Consider the following 18900-nt stretch of genomic DNA (forward strand, 5'->3'; position numbering starts at 1 on the left):
GCGATCATATCGGCTGGATATCGATCCGACACCGATAGCGGTCTTGGACAGGGTGCCGGGCCGCTGCTGTCCTCGGCGCATGGACACTCACACCCACCACACGGGCGTCACCACCGGCACACCGGGACCGCGCCGCAGGGCCGTGCGGGCCGTCGTCGCGGGGGCGGTGGTGCTCGCCGCCGTCGCGGGCGGGGCGTACGCGGCCGGACTCGGGCCGTTCGAGCGGGACACCGGTCCGGACCCGGCGGCCGGGAGACAGGCCCGCGCGTTCCTCGCCGACTGGGCCGCCGGCCGCGTACCGGCCGCGGCGGACCGCACGACCAGCCCCGGCACGGCGCGGCGGGTGCTGGACAGCTTCACCACCGGGCTCGACATCAGTGAGCCGAAGCTCACGCCCGGTACGGCGACCGAGACCGGGGACGGCACGGTCACCGTCCCCTTCACCGCCCGGATGCCCGTCACCGGCCTGGGCACCTGGACCTACTCCTCGAAGCTGCCGCTGCGCGAGCAGGGCGACGGCACCTGGAAGGTGGACTGGAGGCTGTCCCTGGTTCATCCGCGGCTGAGCGAGACGGAGAAGTTCCGCCTGGAACGGGAGGAGACCGAGCCCCCCGAGGTCACCGACCGGGACGGGACCACCCTGTCCGCCGCCGACCACCCCTCTCTGGCACCGCTGATGACCCGGCTCGCCGGGGGCGGCGACACGGGCACCGGCGCGCGGGGCGCGATCCGCCTGGTCGACCGGGCCACGGGGAAGGTGGAACGCACCGAGGCCTCCTTCGGCGCGAAGACGGTCCGCGCGGACGAGGGCCCGGTGGCCACGACCCTCGACGCCGACTGGCAGACCGCGGCGGAGCGGGCGCTCGCGGCCCACGCCGACGGCAGGAACGCCGCGCTGGTCGCGCTGCGCGTCGACGACGGCGAGATCCTGGCCGTGGCCAACTCCCCGGCGTCCGGCTTCAACCGCGCGCTCTCCGGCACCTACGCGCCCGGCTCCACCTGGAAGATCGTCACCAGCAGCGCCCTGCTGCTGAAGGACGCCGTCGCGCCGGACGACGTGGTGGACTGCCCCAAGTACCTCACGGTGGGCAAGCGGTTCCAGAACGTGGAGCTGTCCGAGCACCCGGGCGCGACCTTCCGCACGGACTTCACCGAGTCGTGCAACACCGCGTTCATCAGCCTGCGCGACCGGCTGGACGACGGGGAGCTCGGCGAGGTCGCCCGCCGGTACTTCGGCGTCGGGCAGGAGTGGCACGTCGGGGCACCCACGTTCGACGGTTCGGTGCCGGTGCCGAAGGACGAGACGGAGAAGGCCGCCTCGATGATCGGGCAGGGCCGGGTGCAGGCCAACCCGCTGATCATGGCGTCCGTGACGGCGACGGCGGTGTCCGGCACGTTCCACCAGCCCTCGCTCACCGCCGGCACCGAGGACACCACCGAGACGACCCCGCTGCCCGAGGACGTCGTCACGCAGCTGCGTGCGATGCTGCGGGCCACGGTCACCGACGGCACCGCGAAGGTCCTGGCCGGCCTGCCCGGCGACGTGGGCGCGAAGACCGGCACCGCCGAGGTCTCCGACGACCAGGACAACAACGGCTGGCTCGTCGCCCACCGGGGCGGCGTGGCCGTCGCCTGCGTCGTCGAGGAGGGCGTCACGGGCGGCGGCTCGGCGGGACCGGTCGTCCACGACCTGCTGGCCGCGGTGCCGGACGACTCGGAGTGAGAGCCACCGCCCCGGCCGGCCGCCGGTCCGCCGGCCCCGCTTGGGGAAACCTGGAGCGCGGGTCCGGCGCCCGGGCCGGCGTCCGCGCCCTCGCACCACCGGAACCGGCGCCACGGCCGTGCACCGCGCCGCGACCGCCCCTGCCCGCACCACACACCTGCCCGCCCGACACACCTGCCCGCACCACACACCTGCCCGCCCGACACACCTGCCCGCACCACACACCTGCCCGCACGTCACACCTGCCCGTGTGCCGCCCGCCCCGCGTCGGCAGGGCACCGAGTGAGATGAGCATCCGCATGCCCCTCGACCGGCCCGTGTCCTCCCGCCGCTCCTTCCTGGCCGCCGCGGCGCTGCTGCCCCTCCCCCTCGCCGGCTGCGGCGCGGGGGAAAGGCCCGCCGGCCGCCCCGACCGGGGAGCGACGGCCACCTGGTCCGCCCCGCCGCCGAGCCGCCCGCCGGTGCACCGGCCCCGGTTCGCGGACCTGGAGCGCGCGTACGGCGCCCGGGTCGGGGTCCACGCCCTCGCCACCGGAACCGGCGCCACGGTCGTGCACCGGGCCGGGGAACGCTTCGCGTTCTGCTCGGTCTTCAAGGCCCTGGCCGCCGCGGCGGTGCTGCACCACCGCTCCCCGCACGACCTGGACCGGCGCGTCGCCTACACCCGGGCCGACCTGCGCTCCACCACTCCGGTCACCGGCCGGCACCTGGCGACGGGCATGACCCTGCGCGAACTCTGCGACGCCGCCGTCCGCTTCAGCGACGGCGCGGCCGGCAACCTGCTGATGCGCGAGATCGGCGGCCCGCGGGAGCTCACCGCCTACCTGCGCGGCCTCGGCGACCGCACCAGCCGCATGGACCACTACGAACCCGAACTGCACGACGTCCCGCCGGACGACCCCCGCGACACCACCACCCCCGAGGCGATCGCCACCGACTTCCGCAGGCTGCTGCTGGGCACCGCCCTGCCCGCCCGCGACCGCGCGCTGCTGACGGACTGGCTCTCCCGCAACGCCACCCCGGTCGGCGCCCGGCGCATCCGGGCCGGGCTGCCCCGCGGCTGGCGGGTCGCCGACAAGACCGGCACGGGCCACTACGGCCGCGCCAACGACGTCGCGGTGATCCACCCGCCCCACGGCGAGCCGCTCGTCCTCGCCGTGCTGACCGACCGCCCGGGCCGCGGCGCCGAGCCCTCGGACGCCCTGATCGCCGAGGCGACCCGACGGACCGTCGCCGCCCTCGGCCTGTGAGAGCGGCCCGGGCTATAACGGGGCCATGATCTATCACGTCGTACCGAGCACCGTCTGGCACACCGCGTCCGGTGGGCCGTACGCCCCCGCCTCCCTCGCCGAGGAGGGCTTCGTGCACTGCTCCCCGGACGAGGCGACCACCCTGGCCGTCGTGAACGCCTTCTACCGGGACGCGCCCCGGCCCCTGCTGGTGCTCGCGCTCGACGAGACGCGGCTGACCGCGCCGGTGGAGTGGGAGGCGGCGGCCCCGGCGCCCCCGCCCGGGGTCTCCGGGGACACGCTGTTCCCGCACGTCTTCGGCCCGCTCGACCGCGACGCCGTCGACCACGTCCTGGAGGTGCGGTGGGACGGGGAGGGCCGGGCCTCGGGACTCGGTACGGCAGGATGACCGGATGACCGTTCAGGAGACCTCCGGCACCGCACCCGCGCCCGCTCCCCGCCCGGCCGGGGACGCGGCGCGCTGGGCGATCGTGGCCCTCGCCCTCGCCGGGGGCGCCTGGGCCGTCCGGGCGGTCTGGCATCTGCGGCTGTCCCTGGCGGGGCAGCCGGCGTCCGGCCCACCCGACCAGGGCGGCGGCACGCACCGCCCGCTGACCGCGCTGGAGGACTCCTACCACCAGGTCGCCTCGGCGGGCGGCGTCCTCACGGCCGTCTGCGCCGTGGTGTTCCTGGTCTGGCTGGACCGGGTGCGGGACAACGCCCGGGCCCTGTCGGGCGCCGCGCCGCGCCACGGCTCCTTCTGGTTCCTCCTGGGCTGGGTCGTGCCCGTCGCCAACCTGTGGATACCCCGGGGCGTGGTCGCGGACGTCCATCGCTCGGTCTTCCCCGAGCGGCGGCTGCCCGCCGTCGTGAACTGGTGGTGGGCGCTGTGGCTGGCGGGCCTGGCGGGCAACGCCGGGATCCTCTACGCCGACGACACGGACGAGATCATCGCCCGGGCCTACTCCGGCGTCCTCCCGCTGCTCGCCGCCGATCTGGCCGTCGTGGCGGCGGCCGTGGCCGCAGCCCTCATGGTGCGCACGCTCACGGCGGCGCAGGAGGAGGCCCTCGCCGGCACCGGTCACTGAGCCGCCGCGCGCGGCCGGTACACCGACACGGCGAACGACGCGGTCACCCGCACCGGCGGCACCGCCCGGCCGACCCGCTCCCGCAGCCGGGCCGCGTCGAGGTGGTGCGCGGTGGGGCTCATCGCCACCAGGCCGACGACGTCCTCCGCCGTCAGGGCCGGGGTGAACTCCAGGGACTCGGTGCGTTCGAGCCGGAAGGCGGCCGACAGGGTCCGGCGCAGGCGTTCCTCCTTCCTGGGGTCGACCGCCAGCAGCCCCAGGGGCTCGCGCAGTTCGCGCAGGTGCCGTGCCGTGGGCGTGACGACGAGCAGGGCACCGTCCGGGGCCAGGACGCGGTGGAACTCCGGGCCGTTGCGGGGCGCGAAGACGTTGAGGACGAGGTGGGCGCAGCCGGTGCGCACGGGCCAGGGCCGCCAGACGTCCCAGCCGGCGGCCTCCGCGCGGGGATGGGCCCGGACCGTGGCGCGCAGGGCGGCGGGGGAGGTGTCCAGGCCGACGCCCAGGGCGCCGGGGAGGGCGTCCAGGACGGCGGCCAGGTGGTGGCCGGTGCCCGCGCCGGCGTCCAGCACGGTGGCGTCGGCCGGGGCCAGGCCGGCGGCGAGGTCCGCGAGGGCGCGGGCGAGCGGGTCGTAGTGCCCGGCGCGCAGGAAGGCGGCGCGGCTGCGGATCATCGCGGCGGAGTCGGCGCTCGGGGCGCGCCGGTGGCCGGTCAGCAGGCTCACGTAACCGTGACGGGCGATGTCGAAGGTGTGCCGCGCGGGGCAACGCAGGGCGCCGTCGGCACGGGTGAGCACGGAGCGGCACAGGGGGCAGGTCAGGACGGTCAGCAGCCGGTCGGAGGGCAGGCGGGCGGGACCCGAGGGCATGGCGGTGCTCCTGGACGACGCGGCGCGGCGACGGCCGGGCCGCGTACGGGCGGTGGACGCGAGTCACCGGCGTCCGCTTGGGGGCGGACATGCCGGGGACGGCGACGCGCGGGTGCACGTCGCCGTCCTCACCGCGGTGTCAGAGGAAGCAGTGCGGCAGGGCGTTGCATGCCAGGGCCATACGGCCAGGCTACCCGGCGGCGGTGCGCCGTGATCAGGGCGCGTGGTGACGAGCGCGCCCGCGAACGCCGGCGGCCCGCACCCGATACCGGGTGCGGGCCGCGCAGGTGCCGCTGTGCCTGGCCGGTCCGGCGTCGGCCGTGAGACGCCATGTCAGGGCCGGGCAAGCCGCAGTGACGCCGTGTCAGGCCTCGTCGGTGGTGCCGCAGGCCGGACCCGGCGTCAGCCGCAAGGACACCCGTCAGGGCATGGCGTCAGCCGCAAGGACACCCGTCAGGGCATGGCGTCAGCCCTGGTCGCGTGAGCGGAGCTTCAGGCGCGGTCCGAAGCGGAAGGCCGCGAAGCCCACCGCCGCCAGCGCCGCGGCCGCCGCGGCGAGCAGGCCGATGCCGCCAGCGCCGGTGGAGGCGAGGCTGCCGCCGGCGACGTCGGTCGACGTGCCGCCCGTGGTGGTGCCGCCCGTGGAGGTGCCGTCACCGCCGGTCGTGCCGCCGGTGCTCGCCGAGGGGCTGGGCTCCGCCGAAGGGCTCGGGCCGGCCGACGGCTCGTCGCCCGGGCCCGGGTCCTGCGTGCCGTCGCCGGGGACCACCTCGACCGCGAACTGGGTCATGGCGCCGCCGACCGACGCGGTCACCGTGTAGGTGCCCGTGCCCTCACCGGCCGTCAGGGCCGGGGCCGTGGCGCCGCCCTGCTCGTCGGTCTCCACGCGGACGACCCGCTCACCGTCGGCGAAGCGGGGCGCGTCCTCGCTCTCGTCCTCGACCCGGAACTCGACCTCGGTGCCGGCCGGTGCCGCGGCACCCGACTTGACCACCTTGGCTTGCAGGGCCTCCTCGAAGTCGGCGCCCTGTTCGGCCCGCTGGTCGTCGCCGCCCGCGACGGAGACGGTGTACGCCGAGTCCTTCACCGTCACGGAGAAGACCGTCGAGACGCCGCCGACCGCCGCGCGGACGGTGAACTCGCCCTCCTTGCCGCCCACCTGGACCGGCTGGGACGCGGCCCGGCCGCGCGCGTCGGTCGGCACCACGAGCTCGGTGGAGTCGACGCCGCCCTTGACGTAGAAGAAGGCGCCCTGCTGGTCGGGGTCCTCGATGGTGAAGGTGACGGAGGCGTTCTCCACGGCGTTGCCCGCCTCGTCCCGGGCCACGACGGCCAGTGGGCCGGCGGCACCGCCCGGCTGGACGGTCTCGTCGGTGCCGGAGACCTGGACCAGTTCGGCGATGGCGGGGGTCTTCCACTGGAAGACCACGCGCCCGGTGCCGGAGCGGTCGGTGTTGACGCCGCCCTCGGCGATGCCGCCGCGCACCGGCTCGCCGGAGGGCGCCCAGAACGGGTCGGTCTTCGCCGGGGGCACCGTGCGGCTGCCGGTGAGCAGCCGGGCGTCCGTCACCCGGTCGGGGTCGACGTAGCTGCTGCCGCCCGCACCGCTGCCGATGGCGCCCCGCTCCTCGTCGGTGCCGCCGCCACCGCCGCCGCCCGCGTGGCCCGCGCCGCCGCCACCGCCGTGGCCGTGCGCGCCGGAGCCGCCCGCGCCGCCCTTGCCGCCGCCGGACGCGTCGGCGCCGGAGGAGCCGTTGCCGCCGCCCGCGCCGCCCTCGGCACCGGCCGCGCCCTTGCCGCCGCGCTCCGACTCGGTGTCGTCCTGGCCGCGCTCGCCGCCGCCGGGGCCGCCGTGGCCGGCGTCCACGTCGCCGTACCCACCGCCGCCGCCACCGGCCGCGATGAGCAGCGGCTCGCCGTCGGCGGTGCGCACGCCGGTGCTGTTGCCGCCGGCCGCGGCGGAGCGGCCGCCGCCCGCGCCGCCGAGCGCGTCACCGAAGCGCTGGTCGCCGACCGCGACGGACAGCTTCTCGCCGGGCGTGACGCCGAGCGTGCCCGCGGTGTAGCCGCCCGCCCCGCCGTTGGCGAAGGGCGTGCCCTCGCCGCCCTGGCCCCAGGCGCGCACGTCGAGCGCGGTGACACCGGCCGGGACCTGGAAGGTCTCGCGGGCGCCCGCCGGGTCGAACAGCCGGCAGCCGGAGAACCCCTCCGTCGGGGTGCACGCCTTCCCGGCGCGCACGTCGCCGCCGGCGGCCGTGGCGGCGGAGGCGCCCGTCAGGGCGGTGCCGCCGGTCAGGGCCAGCAGGGTCAGGGCGGCCGCGCCGCGCCGGAACCGGGCACGCCGCGGCACGGCGGCAGGGTGATGCGTCAAGGGAACTCCCCCACTCGTCACAAGCTCCCCCCCTGGGAGCCAGACATCGCTCGATCAGAATCGAACAAGACTCGCGGGACAGCTGATCAAACTTGAGGCCGGCGGTCAACTGACATGAACGCGGCGGGCGTCACCGCCCCCGCGGCCCCGGCGGGCGGGACGGGAGGAGCGGGCTCGCGAGCACCACGTGCGGGGACGGGAAGGCCGGACCGGGCTCCCGAGCGGCACACGCGGGGACGCGACGGCCCGAGCCGGCCTTCCTCTGGCCGCAATCTGCCACCCGGCACCCCGCGGCGCCTCCCGGGCGGGCCCGAACGGGGAGGGCGGGGCGCGGCTGCGATGATGCGCTCATGTCGACCCTCGCCACTGTCGCGGTCCTGGCCCTGGCCGCGCTCCACGCCTACATCCTGGTGCTGGAGATGTTCCTGTGGACCACGCCCCGGGGCCGCGCCGCCTTCGGCACCACGCCGGAGTCCGCCGAGGCGACGAAGGCCCTCGCCGCCAACCAGGGCCTCTACAACGGCTTCCTCGCCGCGGGTCTGCTCTGGGGCGCGCTCGCCGCGGACCCGGTGGGCTTCCAGGTGTCGGTGTTCTTCCTGGTGTGCGTGGCGGTCGCGGGGGTGTACGGCGCCGCCACCGCCAGCCGGAAGATCCTCTTCGTGCAGACCGTTCCGGCGCTGGTCGCGCTCGCCCTGGTGCTGGTCGCGCACTGAGGGCGCACCGCTCACGCGCCCTGGGTGACGGCCTGCTCCATCAGCCGGCCCGCCTCGGCCCGAGCCGTCCCGGGCGGCACCACCAGCAGGTCCCAGCGGCCACGGCCGGGGGCGAGCAGGCAGACGGTGTCGGTGGCGGTGGGCGAGTCCCTGCGGCCCACGTGCACGGCCTGGCCGGCCACGTCCACCCGCTCCGGGCAGTCGAGCCAGACGTCCCCGTGGACGAGGACGCTGCTGATCCGGCCCCAGGCGCTGGGCAACCCGGCGAGCAGCCCGGGCAGTTCCGCGGCCAGGTCGTAGGAGCGGGGCCACCACGCCCCGTCGATCTTCCGGGCCGTACGGCGCTCGCGCGGCTGGTCGGCGAGCCTCAGCCGGGCCCCGGACGGGGCGGGGACCTGGGGTGGGGGCGAGGAGGCGGACGTCATGGGGGCTCCTGCTGCGGACGGGGAGGCAGCCGCGGACCGTGCGGCCATCGCTGTGCGACCTACCCCGGTTCCTCCACCGTACCCGCGCGGCGGCCCGGGAGGCGGGGCCCTCCCCACCGCCACCTGGGGCACCGGACATTCCGGGCGCTTTATATCAAGGTGTCGGCGATAATCGGAGCATGAATACGGCAACGTACGAAGTGCTGGCGGCGTCGTCAGACCACGCGGTCGCCGTGACCATCGCCTTCATCGCCGGTCTGATCGTGGCCTGCGCCCTGATCTGGGGCGTGCGCGTCGGGATGCGGGTGATGGACAAGGACACCCACCACCCCGACCCCGCGGAACAGCCCCACCTGCCGGAGACCGGCCCGGTCCGCGAGATGCGGGAGATGCGGGAGCCCGACGACGTGCCGGTCATGGACCGCGACGGGCGCCGGCTGCTGCCGCACGAGCTGCACCGCGCGAGCACCAGGACCGGCAAGGACCAGAAACCGCGCCGCTGGTCGCCCGGATCCAGCGGGTCCTTCGGCGGCGGCGGCCTCGGACGCACGTGATGCCGTGAGCCGTGCGTCCCGCACGGCTCCCCCGGGAGGCGAGATGGCTGCCCGACACCGCACGCGCGGGGCGACGGCCGGGGCCGCCCTGATGCTCGCCCTGACCGGTGTGCTCGCCGGCTGCGGCGGCGACTCCCCCGGGGACACCGCGCGCAGGGCGGAGTCCGCGGTGGGGTCGATCGCCTCGCGGGCCACCGAGGCCGTGGAGTCCGCCGCGGCCGAGGCCGAGCGCCGGCTCGGCGACATCCAGGACGGCGTCGACGTCAAGGGCGACGTGCGGGCCGGCGAGCCCGTGACCGGCTCCGACGGCCGGGTCCGCAGCGAGGTCACCGTCCGCAACACCGACGACGCGGCCCGCTCCTTCGCCGTCCAGGTCGACTTCGAGGACTCCGGCGGACGGCTGGTCGACACCGTGATCGTCACGGTGGGCCATGTGCAGCCCGGCCAGTCGGCCACGGCCACCGCCCGCAGCACCCACGACCTCTCCGGCGACGTCCGGGTCGAGGTGGCCCGGGCGGTCCGCTACTGACGTCCCGCGGCGGCCTCCGCCACCGCGATGTCGATCTGCTCGCTCATCGCGCTCACCCCGTTCAGGGTGGCCACCGCCTGGAGGCGATGGGCGCCCACCGGCAGGGCCGGGCCCGGCGTGCACGCCCAGGTGCCGTCGGGGCCCGCCGTGGCCGCGCAGGCCTCCCGCTCGTCCTGGTCACGGACGGTGACGCGGGCACCGGGATGAGCCGTGCCCGAGATCTCCGGCCGCGGGGCCAGCGGCACGCCGGACAGCGGGCGGGCCAGCACCGGCCCGGCGAGCCCCACGGTCACCACGCACCGGCCGGTGGCCCGCCGTGCGCCCTGGGCGTCGGTGACGCGCAGGGCGCAGTCGCGCAGGCGGGTGCCGGGCACGGCGTCCGCGGGGACCGCCAGCACGAAGGGGACGGCGCGGTCCGGCGCGGCGGTGCCGCCGGTGAGGGTGTAGGACGCGGTGCGCCCGTCGGCGGCGACCGACCCCCGGTGCCCCGGGGCGTCGAGCGGCGCGCCCGTCACCCGTGCGCCCCGGGGCGCGATCAGCGTCACCGTGGCGCCCGCCGGGACGTCCGGGACGCCCACGACCTCGACGACGCCCTCCCGGCCGGGCGCGATGACGGCGGCCCCCCACAGCGGTACGTCGTCCCGGGCCGCCGCCGGGGGACCGCCCAGGGCGAGCACGCCCGCGACGACCACCCCCGGCACGGCTGCCGACCTGCTGGACCTGTTCATCGCGGCGAGGCTCCTGTCCGGACACGGCCTGTCGGGGACACTCCGCCGACGATCCTCGCGGCCGCCCCGGCGCACGGCACCCGCTGCTCACCCACGCGAGTGGCCCCGCGCCCCACCGGGGGTACGGGGCCCTGCGCGGTCGGCGGGACCTACCTCCCCAGCCACACCGTCGTGTCCGGGCCGAGCCGCCCGTCCTCCAGCGGCGCGCTGCTCAGCAGCACCTCACCGGCCGGCAGCGGGACCGCCGCCGCGGACAGGTTCGTCACGCAGCGCCAGCCCTCACTCCGGTCGAACTGCAGGACCCCGTCCGGGCTGTCCGCCGCCCAGGTCAGCTCCTCACCGTCGAGCAGCTTGCGGCGCAGCCGCAGTGCCGTGCGGTACAGCTCCAGGGTCGAGCCCTCGACCCCGTCCTGCGCCTCCACGGCGTAGGCGGCGAAGCCGGGCGGCTGCGGCAGCCAGGCCCCACCGGGCCCGAAGCCGTACGACGGTCCGGCCGTCGTCCAGGGCAGGGGCACGCGGCAGCCGTCCCGCCCCTTGCGGACCCGGCCGGTCTGTTCCCAGATGGGGTCCTGGAGCACCTCCGTGGGCAGGTCGGCGACCTCGGGCAGTCCCAGTTCCTCGCCCTGGTAGAGGTAGGCCGAGCCGGGCAGCGCCAGCATCAGCAGCGTGGCCGCCCGGGCCCTGCGCAGCCCGGCCGCCTCGTCGACGGCCGGGGCGCGCCCACCGGAGAGCAGCCAGGCGTTGAGGTCGGTGTCCGGCGGGAGCATCAGCCGGGAGGCGTGACGGATCACGTCGTGGTTGGACAGCACCCAGGTGGCCGAGGCACCGGCGGCCCGGGCCGTGGCGAGCGAGTCGGTGATGACCTGCCGCAGCTCCTCGGCCTCCCAACGGGCCTGGAGGTACTCGAAGTTGAAGGCCTGGCCGAGTTCGTCCGGGCGGGCGTACAGCGCGCGCCGGGCGCCGGGCACCCACGCCTCGGCGACGGCCATGCGGGGCGGGCGGTACGCGTCCAGGATCTTGCGCCAGTCACGGTAGATCTCGTGCACGTCGTCCCGGTCGTAGAAGGGGTGCGTGCCGGACGGCAGTGCGGTGAGCGCCTCCTCGCGGCTCAGCTCGGGCCGGCCGAGGTCGCGCAGCGGTTCGCTCAGGTCCTTGACGAGGGCGTGGGCGACGTCGACGCGGAAGCCGTCAACCCCGCGGTCGGACCAGAAGCGCAGGGTGGTGCGGTGGTCGGCGCGGACCTCCTGGTTCTCCCAGTTGAGGTCGGGCTGTTCGGGGGCGAACAGGTGCAGGTACCACTGCCCGTCGGGCACCCGCTTCCAGGCGCTGCCGCCGAAGACGGACTGCCAGTCGGTGGGCGGGAGTTCGCCGTGCTCGCCGCGGCCGTCGCGGAAGACGTACCGGTCGCGGGCGGCCGAGCCGGGGCCGGAGTTCAGGGCCTCCTGGAACCACACGTGCTGGTGCGAGGAGTGGTTGGGCACGATGTCGACGATGACCTTCAGCCCGAGGCGGTGCGCCTCGGCGACCAGCGCGTCGAAGTCGTCGAGGGTGCCCAGGCGCGGGTCGACGTCCCGGGGGTCGGCGACGTCGTAGCCGCCGTCGGCGAGTTCGGACGGGTAGAACGGGCTCATCCACAGGGCGTCCACGCCCAGCGCGGCGAGATGGCCGAGGCGGCGGGTGATGCCGCGCAGGTCGCCGAGTCCGTCACCGTCGGCGTCGGCGAAGCTGCGGGGGTAGACCTGGTAGACGACGGCCTGCCGCCACCAGTCGGGGTCGCGGGACGACAGGTCGAGGGTGGAACGATCGGTCACGCGGTCTCCTTTGCAGGGCATACGGGCGACAGCATTAAATCTGTCCAGAATGCCGGAAAAAGGAACCATCATGTTGGTCGGAGTGATCCATTCCCACTGTGGTGGAAGTGTGAGGGAGGGGTAACTTCCTTTGCGTTCCCGCAGGTTGACAGTGTGCTGCGGCGCCGCCACCATGAGGACGCACTGAGGCGCATGTGACCAATGAGCCCAGTGTTTCTCCGACCACTCACCCCGGTGCGGCCCCGGCAGCCGCGCGCCGCGCGCTGCCCGCATGCCGCCACCCGGGTTCCGGCACACGCCAAGAAACGGGATACCCCTATGTCCATAGCGAGACGTGCCACCGCACGCCGCCTGCTGGGGACGGGCGCCGCGGCCCTCGTCCTGTGCGCCGCCTCCGCCACCACCGCGTTCGCCCACGGGGCGCCCGGCGGTGACGGCTGGTCGTCCGGCGGCAGCTACAAGCCCGGGACGGGCGCGGGCACGGAGACGGGGACCGACCGCTGCCAGTTCTCGCTCGACGGCACCACGTTCACCGACTCGGTCAAGGTCGACGACCAGAACCTCAAGCCCACCGAGGACGGCAAGGTGCACATCAAGGTGCGCGCCGCCGGTGACGCGGCCGGCTGCACGGCCTCCCTCGCCTCCTACCTGGCGCACGGCCCGACCTTCGCGACCTCCGGCGAGCAGGTGTTCGTCGACTTCGATACGGTGACGGTCAAGCCGGGCGGCACCGACTCGCTCGACATCGCCATCCCCGACAAGGGCTGCTTCGGGCAGATCGACCTCTACCGGGGCGCGGTGAAGTTCGACGGCGAACTCGACGCCAAGGACGGCTTCGAGCACGGCGAGCTGCCCAAGGGCCCGGACCGCCCGGTCATCAAGGACAAGCTGATCGCGGCCTGGAACGGCGGCACCGAGGACTGCACGAAGCGGCCGCCCGCGGAGGAGGAGCCGCCCGCCTCCACGCCGCCCGCGACCCCGTCGCAGCCGGCCGAGGGCACCACCCCGCCGGCGTCCCCGTCCGAGCCGTCGGAGCCCTCCGCCCCGCCGTCCGAGGACACGGACAGCCCCACCCCGAGCGCCTCCGAGTCGACGCCCACCGCCCCGAAGCCGAACGGCGGTGGCGGTGACCTCGCCGAGACCGGGGCCGACGGCAACACCGGCCCGATCGCCCTCGGCGCGGCGGCGCTGCTCGCGGGCGGCGCGGCCCTCGTCGTGACGACCCGCCGCAGGGCGAAGCGGAACGCGCCGGGCGCCTGATCCGCGTGCGGTGACGCCCCCGCGCTGTCGTCCGGCGGCGACAGCGCGGGGGCGCCCTCGCGTGTGCGGTGCCAGGAGGTGTCCGGCCTAGAGCGTTCCCTCGACGGTCGCCAGGTACAGCTTCACGTAGCGCTCCACGTCCACGTCCAGCCCCACGTCCACCAGCGGCTGTTCGCGGGTCCCCTCGTGCAGTTCGGACTCGCCCGGGCGCGGGCGGCGGTCGACGATCGTCATGCCGCGCGTGGGGCCGGGCGCGAGGGAGACGTCGACGGGGAGGCGGTGGGTCGTCAGGCCCTCCGGGTCGGCGACCGCGCAGAGCGCCCCCGCGTCGCCGAGACCGCCGGCCGTCTCGGCGGGGTCGTCGGGACGGCTGCCGGGGTGGGCCGGGCGGTGGGCGAGCAGCTCACCGGCCAGCCGGGCCCCCGGCTCGGCGCTCGCGCGCAGCCGTCGCACCTGCTCCGCCGGGACGACGACCCGGGTGAACACGTCCAGCCCGTACATCGTGATCGGCACCCCGGCGGTGAGCAGGATCGCGGCCGCCTCCGGGTCGTGCCAGACGTTGAACTCCGCGACGGGCGTGGCGTTCCCGGTCGCCGCGGCGCCGCCCATGAACACGATCCGCTCGATGTTGCGCACCACCTCCGGATGGGTGCGCAGCAGCAGCGCGATGTTGGTGAGCGGCGCGGTAGGCACCAGCGTCACCGGGCGCGGGGCGGCGAGGATCTCCCGCCGCAGCAGCGTCACGGCGTCCACGCCGGCCGGCTCGCGCGCCGGTTCCGGCAGCCCCAGGTCGCCCATGCCGTCGGCGCCGTGCACGTGCCGGGCGGAGCGGGGCGCCTCGATCAGCGGCCGCTCGGCGCCCCGGGCGACGGGGATGTCGGGCGCGCCCGCCTGCTCCAGCACGGTCAGGGTGTTGCGCACGACCCCGTCGACGTCGGTGTTCCCGGCCACGCAGGTGATCGCGCGGACGTCGAGCGCGGGATGCCGCACGGCGAACAGCAGGGCGAGGGCGTCGTCGACACCGGTGTCGCAGTCGATGATCACCGGGATGCGCTGTCCGTCCGTCACGGCGAGGGCTCCTTCCACCGGGTGCGCGCGGGGCCTGCACCAGCGACCTTACGGCCTGCCCCGCGCACGGCCCGGGCGGTCCGGCCCCCGGACACCGGCTCAGGGCTGCCGGACCGCCGTGACGTCGAACTCCAGCGTCACCTTCCGCCCGATCATGGCTCCTCCGCCGCTGACGCCCCAGTCCGCGCGGTCGATGACGGCCCTGCCCAGGAAGCTCGCCCGGAAGCTGCCCGAACTGTCGGCGCCGGCGCCGGTCAGCGTGAAGTCCACGGTGACCGGCCTGGTCACGCCGCGCACGGTCAGGTCGCCGGTCACCTGGAAGCCGGTCGGGCCGACCTGCTCCACGCCGGTCGAGGCGAAGGTGAGGACCGGGTGGGTACCCACGTCCAGGAAGTCGCCGCCGCGCAGATGCTCGTCGCGCTTGCGGTTGCGGGTCCGCACGCTCGCCGTGCGGACGGTGAGCCGCACGGAGGAGGCGGACGGGGTGCCGCCGTCCAGCCGTGCCCCGCCGTCGAACGCCTCGAAGTCGCCGCGCACCTTGGACACGAGCGCGGCCCGGGCCGTGAAGCCGATGCGGGTGCGGGCGGTGTCGAGGACGTAGTCGCCGGTCACTTCGCCGAGTGGGGTCGCCGTGGTCATGCTCGCTCCCGGAGTAGGAAGGGGGTCTCACCGGTACGACGGGACAGCCCCGCGGAATGTGAGGCCCGGCGGAACGACGTCACATCCCGGGGCGACGTCACATTCCGGGGCGCCGTCCCGTCGTACCGGTGAGGGCGCCCGCTCGGTGCGGGCGTCCACGACCGAGGGAGCCGTGCGCACCGTGACCACACCGCCCGAGCCGGCCGACGACCTGAGCGTGCTCACCCGGGAGCGGCGGCATCTGCTCAACCTCGCCTACCGGCTGCTCGGCTCGCTCGCCGAGGCCGAGGACGTCGTGCAGGAGACCTACGCCCGCTGGTACGCCCTCTCCCCGCGGCAGCGGGAGGAGATCGCCTCGCCCGGCGGCTGGCTGACGACCGTCGCCGGGCGGATCTGCCTCGACCTGCTCGGCTCGGCCCGGGCCCGGCGGGAGCGGTACGTGGGCGAATGGCTCCCGGAGCCGCTGCCCGGCCGGAGCGAGTGGGTCAGCGGGCGGTGGGACGACGGCACGGCCGAACCGGCCGACCCGGCCGAGCGGGTCACCCTCGACGAGTCGGTCGGCATGGCCTTCCTGGTGGTGCTGGAGTCGATGACCCCGGCCGAGCGCGTCGCGTTCGTCCTGCACGACGTGTTCCGCTACTCGTTCGCCGAGGTCGCCGCGATCGTCGGCCGCACCCCGGCCGCCTGCCGCCAACTGGCCTCCTCGGCCCGCCGCCGCCTGCGCGCCGCCGGGCCCCCGGCGGCTCCGGCGGCCGGGCAGGCCGAGGTGGTCAGGGCGTTCAAACGGGCCTGGGAGGACAAGGACATCGCCGGTCTCATCGGGGTGCTGGCGCCCGACGCCACGGCGACCGGCGACGGCGGCGGCCTCGTCCCGGCCGCCCCGCGCCCGGTGCGGGGCGCCGAGCCCGTCGCCCGCTTCCTGGTGGAACGGGCCGGTGCGGTGTCCGGCATGACCCTGCGGGAACGGACGGTCAACGGCCGCCCCGGCCTGGTGGCCCGGCTCGACGGCGCCACGGTGTCGGTCCTGGCCTTCGACATCGCGGACACCCGGATCCACCACATCTGGGCAGTCCTGAACCCCGACAAACTCCGCCCATGGCTCCCCTGACACCACCTTGCCCCCGAACACCCGCCGCGCGCCCGGGGCGGGGCGGGGCGGGGGCCAGGGGTGGATTCACAGGGTGGTGCTTCGGGTGGTCACCTGGGTGGTGATGTGGGTGAGGAGGGCCTCGGCGGGCTGGGGGGCCGGCCGGTGGCCGTCGCGGAGGCGGGGGGCCACCAGGCCGGCGGCGGCCTCGCGGGGACCGATGACCGCCTGGTACGGCACCAGCCGGGCCGCGCGGACCCGGGCCGCCAAGGTGCCCTGGCCGGGGTCGGCGACCTCGGCGCGCAGGCCCAGGTCGCGGGCGCGCCGGGCCAGCGCGTGCGCCTGTTCGGCCTGCTCGTCCCCCACCGGCAGGACGGCCAGTTGCACCGGGGCCAGCCAGGCCGGGAACGCACCGCCGTGGGTCTCGACGAGATGCGCCACCGCGCGTTCCACGCTGCCGATGATGCTGCGGTGCACCATGACCGGGCGGTGCCGCCCGCCGTCGGGGCCGATGTAGTGCAGGTCGAAGCGCTCCGGCTGGTGGAAGTCGATCTGGACGGTGGACAGGGTGGCCTCCCGCCCCGCCGGGTCGGCGATCTGCACGTCGATCTTGGGGCCGTAGAAGGCCGCCTCGCCCTCGACGGCCTCGTAGGGGACGCCGGAGCCGTCCAGGACCTCCCGGAGCAGCGCGGTGGCCCGCCGCCACAGCTCCGGGTCGGCCACGTACTTGCCGCCCTCACCGGGCAGGGAGAGCCGGTAGCGGGCCGCCTCGATGCCCAGGTCCGCGTAGGCGCGGCCGATCATCTCCAGCGCGGCGCGGGCCTCCGCCACCGCCTGCTCCAGGGTGCAGAAGATGTGCGCGTCGTTGAGGGTGATGGCCCGCACCCGGGTCAGTCCGCCGAGCACCCCGGACAGCTCCGAGCGGTACATGCCGCCCAACTCGGCCATCCGGAGCGGCAGTTCGCGGTAGCTGCGGGCGCGTGAGCGGTAGATCAGCGCGTGGTGGGGACAGAGACTGGGACGCAGCAGGACCTGTTCGGCGCCCAGCTCCATCGGCGGGAACATGTCGTCGCCGTAGTGGTCCCAGTGGCCGGAGATCTCGTACAGCTCGCGTTTGCCGAGGACGGGCGAGTACACGTGCCGGTAGCCGGCCCGCCGTTCCGCGTCGCGGATGTACTCCTCCAGGGTGTGCCGCACGATCGCGCCGTCGGGCAGCCAGTACGGCAGCCCCGCGCCCATCAGCGGGTCGGTGTCGAACAGTTCCAGTTCACGGCCGAGTCGGCGGTGGTCGTGCATCGTGGCTCCTCCGGATGCGGGTTCCGGAGCGAGCACCGCGCGACGAAGCCCCGGGGCACTCGCCCCGGGGCTTCGGACGTCTACGTCAGCTGTCAGCGCGCCGGGACACTCTCCGGCGTCGTCGTGGCGGACGGGAACGGCTGGACGCGCTGCATGGGCGTGACGGTAGCAAGGGGACCGGACGCGGGGCCACGGCTTTTCGGGCGGCGTCCCGTCCGGCAGCCGCCCCCGCTCGCCGGGTACGGCGTTCCCCTCGCGCGTCCTACGGCATCCAGGTCCTCGGGCCCGCACGACACGCCTCCGCGGCCGCCCCCGCTCACCCGGACGGCCCGTCGCGCTGGTGGGCCGGCGGTCGCGGTGGTGCCGTATGAGCAACGCTCCGATCTTGGTCAGCCCGGCCCGCCCACCAGGAGGCACTCCGATGACCCACCCTCCGGCCACCGCCCGTGCCCTCCTCGTCCCCGTCCTGGCCCTGACCGCCCTGGTGGGCACGGCCGGGTGTGCCCTCCAGGACGAGCCGCGGCCCAAGTGGTTCTCGGCGTCCGCCACCGCCTCCCCCGCCTCACCCGCCGCCGAGCAGCCCGCCGGGCCGGGGGACGGCCTCACCGAGGCGCAGGCGCAGGCGGCGCTGCTCACCGAGGCCGACCTCGGGGAACCGTGGGGCCCGACCCGGGGTGCGCGGACCTGGCGGGACGGACTGCTGAAGGCGACCGCCGAGGACCCCGAGTGCGGGCGGCTGCTGGACGTCCTCTACACCGAGGAACTGTTCGGCGCCCCCGAGGGTCCCGGTGCGACGGCCGCGTTCGACGCCGCCGACACCGACGCCCAGTTGCGCTACCGGGTCGCCGCCCACCCCCCGGCCGTCGTCGACCGCACCCTGGACTGGCTGCGGGAACTGCCGCGCCGGTGCGGCGAGTTCACCGCCTCCACCACCCGTGGTGGTGTCCAGGGCGTCCAGGTCGGCGACCTGCCGCTGCCGCCGGCCGGGGACGCCCGCCAGGCCCTGCGGATCACGCTGGCCGGCGAGACCGAGGAGGGGGAGCTGACGTACCTGACGATGGACATCGCCGGCGTGCGCGTCGGCGCGGAGGCAATCGTCGTCACGCACGGCGGGCTCGACGAGGTGGACCCCGAGGTCACACGGGAGACCGTGCGGCTCGGCGCCGAACGCCTGGCGGAACTCGCCCGGCGGGGCCGCGCCCAGATCTGACCACCGGCCCGCGCCGCGGTCCACCACACGGGGCGGTCCCCCCGCGGCCGTGTCAGTCCGGTCCGACCGCAGGCGCGCGCCACCGACAGCCGCGCGCGGGGCGGTCTTTCTCGCGGCCGTCTCGGTCCTGTCCGACCCGTATGTGCGCGCCCTATGTGCGGGCCGTATGTGCGGGCCGTATGTGCGGGCCGTCTGCTGCCGCGCGGGACGGTCCCTCGCGGCCGTGTCAGTGGCTGTCCGACCGCACACGCGGCCCGCCGGCAGCCGCGCGGGGCAGTTTTGTCGCGGCCGTTCCGGTCCTGT

Annotated in this window: 18 protein-coding genes; 10 read left to right on the plus strand and 8 right to left on the minus strand. The window is 75.8% G+C overall.

The window, feature by feature from the left end; genetic code table 11:
• The first annotated feature begins 79 nt into the window (after positions 1-79).
• From ACIGAQ_RS21650 to ACIGAQ_RS21665, 4 genes are all read left to right on the plus strand, one after another.
• Positions 80-1723 (plus strand): penicillin-binding transpeptidase domain-containing protein, encoded by a 1644-nt coding sequence (locus ACIGAQ_RS21650; RefSeq protein WP_399785100.1) that lies wholly within the window; start codon positions 80-82, stop codon positions 1721-1723.
• Between the two features lie 299 nt (positions 1724-2022).
• Complete coding sequence (gene bla / locus ACIGAQ_RS21655) at positions 2023-2973, plus strand: class A beta-lactamase (RefSeq protein ID WP_399785887.1); 951 nt, start codon at positions 2023-2025, stop codon at positions 2971-2973.
• A 25-nt stretch (positions 2974-2998) separates the two neighbouring features.
• A complete protein-coding gene (locus ACIGAQ_RS21660; protein ID WP_362276132.1) occupies positions 2999-3361 on the plus strand; it encodes a DUF952 domain-containing protein in 363 nt (120 codons plus the stop codon).
• A 4-nt stretch (positions 3362-3365) separates the two neighbouring features.
• A complete protein-coding gene (locus ACIGAQ_RS21665) occupies positions 3366-4040 on the plus strand; it encodes a DUF4328 domain-containing protein (RefSeq protein ID WP_311682391.1) in 675 nt (224 codons plus the stop codon).
• Here the strand turns inward: ACIGAQ_RS21665 and ACIGAQ_RS21670 are convergent.
• Both ACIGAQ_RS21670 and ACIGAQ_RS21675 read right to left on the minus strand, forming a co-directional pair.
• Positions 4034-4906, minus strand: a complete 873-nt coding sequence (locus ACIGAQ_RS21670) for a putative RNA methyltransferase (protein WP_399785105.1) — start codon at positions 4904-4906, stop codon at positions 4034-4036. The two genes, ACIGAQ_RS21665 and ACIGAQ_RS21670, sit on opposite strands and share 7 nt — an antisense overlap.
• Before the next feature lie 466 nt (positions 4907-5372).
• Positions 5373-7277 (minus strand): hypothetical protein, encoded by a 1905-nt coding sequence (locus ACIGAQ_RS21675; RefSeq protein ID WP_399785107.1) that lies wholly within the window; start codon positions 7275-7277, stop codon positions 5373-5375.
• Positions 7278-7627: 350 nt separating this feature from the next.
• Here ACIGAQ_RS21675 and ACIGAQ_RS21680 point away from each other — a divergent pair, with 350 nt between their 5' ends.
• On the plus strand, positions 7628-7990 hold the full coding sequence (locus tag ACIGAQ_RS21680) for a DUF1304 domain-containing protein (protein WP_311682395.1): 363 nt from the start codon (positions 7628-7630) through the stop codon (positions 7988-7990).
• An 11-nt stretch (positions 7991-8001) separates the two neighbouring features.
• Here ACIGAQ_RS21680 and ACIGAQ_RS21685 read toward each other — a convergent pair whose 3' ends face one another.
• Positions 8002-8415 (minus strand): DUF5994 family protein, encoded by a 414-nt coding sequence (locus ACIGAQ_RS21685; protein ID WP_311682396.1) that lies wholly within the window; start codon positions 8413-8415, stop codon positions 8002-8004.
• Between the two features lie 179 nt (positions 8416-8594).
• Here ACIGAQ_RS21685 and ACIGAQ_RS21690 point away from each other — a divergent pair, with 179 nt between their 5' ends.
• Together ACIGAQ_RS21690 and ACIGAQ_RS21695 are read left to right on the plus strand one after the other, a co-directional pair.
• Positions 8595-8969 carry a DUF6479 family protein gene (locus ACIGAQ_RS21690; protein WP_399785110.1) on the plus strand — a complete coding sequence of 125 codons (375 nt, stop codon included), beginning with the start codon at positions 8595-8597 and terminating at the stop codon, positions 8967-8969.
• A 43-nt stretch (positions 8970-9012) separates the two neighbouring features.
• On the plus strand, positions 9013-9498 hold the full coding sequence (locus ACIGAQ_RS21695; protein WP_399785113.1) for a hypothetical protein: 486 nt from the start codon (positions 9013-9015) through the stop codon (positions 9496-9498).
• Here ACIGAQ_RS21695 and ACIGAQ_RS21700 read toward each other — a convergent pair.
• Together ACIGAQ_RS21700 and ACIGAQ_RS21705 are read right to left on the minus strand one after the other, a co-directional pair.
• A complete protein-coding gene (locus tag ACIGAQ_RS21700; RefSeq protein ID WP_311682399.1) occupies positions 9492-10226 on the minus strand; it encodes an Ig-like domain-containing protein in 735 nt (244 codons plus the stop codon). The genes ACIGAQ_RS21695 and ACIGAQ_RS21700 overlap by 7 nt on opposite strands.
• A gap of 149 nt (positions 10227-10375) precedes the next feature.
• Positions 10376-12037 (minus strand): glycoside hydrolase family 13 protein, encoded by a 1662-nt coding sequence (locus ACIGAQ_RS21705; RefSeq protein WP_399785116.1) that lies wholly within the window; start codon positions 12035-12037, stop codon positions 10376-10378.
• Positions 12038-12355: 318 nt separating this feature from the next.
• On the opposite strand from ACIGAQ_RS21705, the gene ACIGAQ_RS21710 reads away from it, so the two are divergent.
• A complete protein-coding gene (locus tag ACIGAQ_RS21710) occupies positions 12356-13297 on the plus strand; it encodes an LAETG motif-containing sortase-dependent surface protein (RefSeq protein WP_399785119.1) in 942 nt (313 codons plus the stop codon).
• 87 nt (positions 13298-13384) lie between these two features.
• Here ACIGAQ_RS21710 and ACIGAQ_RS21715 read toward each other — a convergent pair whose 3' ends face one another.
• Both ACIGAQ_RS21715 and ACIGAQ_RS21720 read right to left on the minus strand, forming a co-directional pair.
• The gene (locus tag ACIGAQ_RS21715) at positions 13385-14365 is read right to left on the minus strand and encodes a nucleoside hydrolase (RefSeq protein ID WP_311682402.1); all 981 of its coding nucleotides are present in this window, start codon (positions 14363-14365) and stop codon (positions 13385-13387) included.
• A 99-nt stretch (positions 14366-14464) separates the two neighbouring features.
• The gene (locus ACIGAQ_RS21720) at positions 14465-15004 is read right to left on the minus strand and encodes a YceI family protein (RefSeq protein WP_399785123.1); all 540 of its coding nucleotides are present in this window, start codon (positions 15002-15004) and stop codon (positions 14465-14467) included.
• Between the two features lie 181 nt (positions 15005-15185).
• On the opposite strand from ACIGAQ_RS21720, the gene sigJ reads away from it, so the two are divergent.
• Entirely contained in the window at positions 15186-16112 is a 927-nt protein-coding gene (gene sigJ, locus ACIGAQ_RS21725) for an RNA polymerase sigma factor SigJ (RefSeq protein ID WP_362276112.1), read from the plus strand.
• Between the two features lie 66 nt (positions 16113-16178).
• Here sigJ and thrS read toward each other — a convergent pair whose 3' ends face one another.
• The gene (gene thrS / locus ACIGAQ_RS21730; RefSeq protein WP_399785126.1) at positions 16179-17387 is read right to left on the minus strand and encodes a threonine--tRNA ligase; all 1209 of its coding nucleotides are present in this window, start codon (positions 17385-17387) and stop codon (positions 16179-16181) included.
• A 421-nt stretch (positions 17388-17808) separates the two neighbouring features.
• Between thrS and ACIGAQ_RS21735 the strand changes: the two genes are divergently transcribed.
• Entirely contained in the window at positions 17809-18597 is a 789-nt protein-coding gene (locus ACIGAQ_RS21735; protein ID WP_399785129.1) for a hypothetical protein, read from the plus strand.
• Positions 18598-18900: the final 303 nt, after the last annotated feature.

Origin of the sequence: Streptomyces sp. NPDC085932 (assembly GCF_044540525.1) — a bacterium.
In the GTDB taxonomy this organism is placed as follows: Bacteria; Actinomycetota; Actinomycetes; order Streptomycetales; family Streptomycetaceae; genus Streptomyces; species Streptomyces levis.

Bases quoted from the DNA above. Each gene is read 5' to 3' on its own strand.
- ACIGAQ_RS21650 (WP_399785100.1), top strand. From the start codon at position 80: ATGGACACTCACACCCACCACACGGGCGTCACCACCGGCACACCGGGA.
- bla (WP_399785887.1), top strand. From the start codon at position 2,023: ATGCCCCTCGACCGGCCCGTGTCCTCCCGCCGCTCCTTCCTGGCCGCC.
- ACIGAQ_RS21660 (WP_362276132.1), top strand. From the start codon at position 2,999: ATGATCTATCACGTCGTACCGAGCACCGTCTGGCACACCGCGTCCGGT.
- ACIGAQ_RS21665 (WP_311682391.1), top strand. From the start codon at position 3,366: ATGACCGTTCAGGAGACCTCCGGCACCGCACCCGCGCCCGCTCCCCGC.
- ACIGAQ_RS21670 (WP_399785105.1), bottom strand. From the start codon at position 4,906: ATGCCCTCGGGTCCCGCCCGCCTGCCCTCCGACCGGCTGCTGACCGTC.
- ACIGAQ_RS21680 (WP_311682395.1), top strand. From the start codon at position 7,628: ATGTCGACCCTCGCCACTGTCGCGGTCCTGGCCCTGGCCGCGCTCCAC.
- ACIGAQ_RS21685 (WP_311682396.1), bottom strand. From the start codon at position 8,415: ATGACGTCCGCCTCCTCGCCCCCACCCCAGGTCCCCGCCCCGTCCGGG.
- ACIGAQ_RS21690 (WP_399785110.1), top strand. From the start codon at position 8,595: ATGAATACGGCAACGTACGAAGTGCTGGCGGCGTCGTCAGACCACGCG.
- ACIGAQ_RS21695 (WP_399785113.1), top strand. From the start codon at position 9,013: ATGGCTGCCCGACACCGCACGCGCGGGGCGACGGCCGGGGCCGCCCTG.
- ACIGAQ_RS21700 (WP_311682399.1), bottom strand. From the start codon at position 10,226: ATGAACAGGTCCAGCAGGTCGGCAGCCGTGCCGGGGGTGGTCGTCGCG.
- ACIGAQ_RS21710 (WP_399785119.1), top strand. From the start codon at position 12,356: ATGTCCATAGCGAGACGTGCCACCGCACGCCGCCTGCTGGGGACGGGC.
- ACIGAQ_RS21720 (WP_399785123.1), bottom strand. From the start codon at position 15,004: ATGACCACGGCGACCCCACTCGGCGAAGTGACCGGCGACTACGTCCTC.
- thrS (WP_399785126.1), bottom strand. From the start codon at position 17,387: ATGCACGACCACCGCCGACTCGGCCGTGAACTGGAACTGTTCGACACC.
- ACIGAQ_RS21735 (WP_399785129.1), top strand. From the start codon at position 17,809: ATGACCCACCCTCCGGCCACCGCCCGTGCCCTCCTCGTCCCCGTCCTG.